Source organism: Rhizobium sp. RCC_161_2, assembly GCF_041355235.1.
Lineage (GTDB): Bacteria > Pseudomonadota > Alphaproteobacteria > Rhizobiales > Rhizobiaceae > Rhizobium.
In genome coordinates this window covers 1-3029 of the sequence record NZ_JBFUPL010000037.1, presented here as the reverse complement: position 1 = coordinate 3029, position 3029 = coordinate 1, and the positions used below count along the sequence as shown (strand labels likewise).

Below are 3029 nucleotides of genomic sequence, written 5' to 3'. Positions count from 1 at the left end.
CGGACAACTACCTTGCCGGCCTCAAACTCGCCGCAACGAGGATATGGATCGCTTCAGCTAATGAGTCCGCGTCCTAGACAACCAATAACTGGGATTGGCGTTAGGATACCGCTGGAAACTTATCGCGGAAACTGGGATAATATCGAAATAACATATCGACAGGATCGATGAGATATGCAGCCCCATCCGACTTTGGACCAGTTTCACGTTTTCCTTACCGTCGTTGACAAAGGCAGTTTCTCAGCTGCTTCCCGTGCGCTGAACCGCACGCAATCAGTCATCAGCTACACGATCGCTAATCTTGAGGCCCAGCTCGGCGTGCCGCTTTTTTTTCGGTCCGGCACGAAGCGACCGGAGTTGACGGAAGCAGGGCGTTCGGTCCTCGAAGATGCTCGCCGGCTGCACGGCGATCTCGATCTGATGCATGCTCGTCTGAAGGCTTTGAACGACGGTCTTGAGGGAGAGCTCAGCGTTGCTATGACCGGGATCGTGCCGTCAGACATCGTTATCGATGTGCTGAGCACTTTTCGAAGCCGTTATCCCACGGTGACTTTGAATGTGACGGTCGGCACACTCGGAATTGTAATGGATGCAGTGATCCATGGCAGAGCCGCGGTTGGCTTCGGGGGAGCCATGACAATTGGAAACAATCCAATTCTTTCTCAGCAGATCGGCCATTCAGCGGCGTTTCCAGTCGCGAGCTCGAAGCATCCACTTGCAAAGCTTGGTCGCTCAATCGACCTGTTTGACGTCCGGGACGAAACTCAGCTTGTCGTATACGATGCATCGGGCCTGACAAAAGGGCGAGATTTCAACGTGTTCTCGCTCAAAACATGGCGTGTCAGCGACAACGCAACAAAGCATTCGTTCATTCGCGGCGGGCTCGGCTGGGGCGGACTCCCGGAATCGCTGGTAAAAGAAGACATTTCAAATGGTCGCCTTATCCATCTTGATTTCCCCGCCTTCGACCAGAGTCAGCATCCGATTTTTGCCATTCACAACGTTGCAAACCCGCCAGGGCCCGCAGCGAGGTGGCTTACCTCGGAATTCCGCGAAAGGCTTGTAGGCGCGAAAGGTTCACGAGGCAGCGCGTGCAGCATCCCGGTTTCTGGCGAACATCGATAAGGCAGTAGACGATGGCTGCGTCACACATGCTCCGCTTTCTCCGGTACTGAATTGAGCGCCGACTTGAGGTAGCGGGCTGCGAGCAGGTTTCCCCGCTCCCTTGCCAAAGACAAGGCTGCATCACAATAAGCTTTAAACGGCTCTGAGCCATCAAGAACAAGGGCAGCCTTCTTCTCTACGACTATGCCGCAAAAGAATGAAGCTAGACCTAGCTCATTTCTCAGACAGCAGCCCGTAAGTACCACTTTCCGTTGGGTTCCACCAGGATAGGTCGAGTACTCAAGATAGCATCGTTCTCCTGTTTTGATGGCTTGAAAGAGGCCGTGAGCGACCTGAGGCTGGTCGCTTTTCCCCATACGGCCTAGTAAGTCCTCGACAGCCACACCGGCCGCCAGGTCCTCTACCTCCATTCCGTGGAGCGCCGCAAATAAGCTATCACCATGATAAAGGTTCCCCGCAACAAACCACGTAAAGAAGCCGATTTCGGGGATCACGAGCCTGACGGTTTCCCGAGTAGAGGGGACCTTTGGCCCGTCCTGCAAAAGCTTGCGACTTACACTGATGTTCTCCCGGACATCCGACAGGAGGCCGGCGATCTCCGACGTAAGAACCTTCGTTCGCTCCATCTGCTCCAATTGAACACCCTCTCCAAGGCCCATTGTACGCGTTGATAATATAGTATAGCGTAATACAATCATAGGGTATTGAACATTACTTTTCATCAACCGTGATAACCGGCATTTCTCACCCCAAATTCTTAGGGGATTGCTTAATGACAGACGATTTAAAGTTTAATGCCGATAAAGCTGCGGAGCTGCTTGGGCTTCTCGCAAATCCCAGCCGCCTGAAAGTGCTGGATCTGCTTACCAAGGATGAGTGGGGCGTGTCAGAACTCGCAACGGAGGTGGGGCTTAGCCAGTCTGCCTTGTCTCACCATCTTGCAAGATTCAGGAGCGCCAGTCTAGTTGCTGTGCGCCGAGACGCGCAAAACCTCTATTACTCCTGTTCATCACAGGATATTTTGAAAGTCATGGCGACACTCGAAGAAATAGGCAAAATTTCCGCGAACCCAAAGTCAGCCGCCTAGCTTCAGTCGCGCCTCAGTATATATTGTCGACACGCCCGCTAGCCACCGTTGCGCGGGGTGGCGGTCGACAATAACAGAGGCTACATGACGGATCTTACTGAGAAACCCTCCAATAGCAGTCAGAACTTCGTACCGGTGTGTGCGATCGGCGCGTCCGCAGGCGGCGTGGCAGCTCTGCAAACCATGTTCAGGCTGATCGCTCCCGATCTCGGTTTGGCTTATGTCGTCATTCTCCATCTGTCACCAGACGAGCCTAGTGCGCTGCGAGAGATTCTTTCCGTTTGCACACGCATGCCGGTCTACCAGATAGAAGACACTCCGACGCTTATGGCAAACTGCGTCTACGTCATCCCGCCAGACCGCGAACTCGTGATCGAGGGCGACAGCATCGCGGCGCGACCGTTTACTGAGCCTCGGGGCAAACGGGCTCCTATCGATATGTTTTTTCGTTCTGTGGCGGTAGCCCGCGGCGATGGCGTCGCGATTGTGCTGACAGGAGCTGGAACCGACGGCTCGCTTGGTGTCACAGCCGTCAAGGAAGCCGGCGGTGTCATCATGGTGCAGGATCCCGCGGAGGCGGCCTTCCCATCCATGCCGCGGAATGCCATAGCGACAGGAGCGGCTGATTTCGTTGCACCGATTGCACGCCTTATTGAGCATCTCACCGAAGTGGCTGGCAGCAAGGACGCGGTGCGGTCCCTCGATGTAAAGGGATCCGCAAGCGATCTTCGGCGCATTGTCTGTTGATTTCCACTGAGAGCTGACCCGGCACAGCCTGATATTTCCATTGAGAATTGACCCATGTTTCAACCGTCCC

General features: G+C 54.6%; 4 protein-coding genes. 3 read left to right on the top strand and 1 reads right to left on the bottom strand.

Translation table 11 applies throughout. From position 1 onward, the window contains the following. Positions 1-174 precede the first annotated feature (174 nt). Positions 175-1125 (top strand): LysR family transcriptional regulator, encoded by a 951-nt coding sequence (locus tag AB6803_RS33000; RefSeq protein ID WP_371112779.1) that lies wholly within the window; start codon positions 175-177, stop codon positions 1123-1125. A gap of 20 nt (positions 1126-1145) precedes the next feature. Here AB6803_RS33000 and AB6803_RS32995 read toward each other — a convergent pair whose 3' ends face one another. Continuing rightward, positions 1146-1760 (bottom strand): hypothetical protein, encoded by a 615-nt coding sequence (locus AB6803_RS32995; protein WP_371112778.1) that lies wholly within the window; start codon positions 1758-1760, stop codon positions 1146-1148. A gap of 137 nt (positions 1761-1897) precedes the next feature. On the opposite strand from AB6803_RS32995, the gene AB6803_RS32990 reads away from it, so the two are divergent. Beyond that, the gene (locus AB6803_RS32990) at positions 1898-2212 is read left to right on the top strand and encodes an ArsR/SmtB family transcription factor (RefSeq protein ID WP_371112777.1); all 315 of its coding nucleotides are present in this window, start codon (positions 1898-1900) and stop codon (positions 2210-2212) included. Between the two features lie 84 nt (positions 2213-2296). Further along, positions 2297-2959: a chemotaxis protein CheB gene (locus AB6803_RS32985; protein ID WP_371112776.1), complete on the top strand. Its 663-nt coding sequence runs from the start codon at positions 2297-2299 to the stop codon at positions 2957-2959. Positions 2960-3029 lie beyond the last annotated feature (70 nt).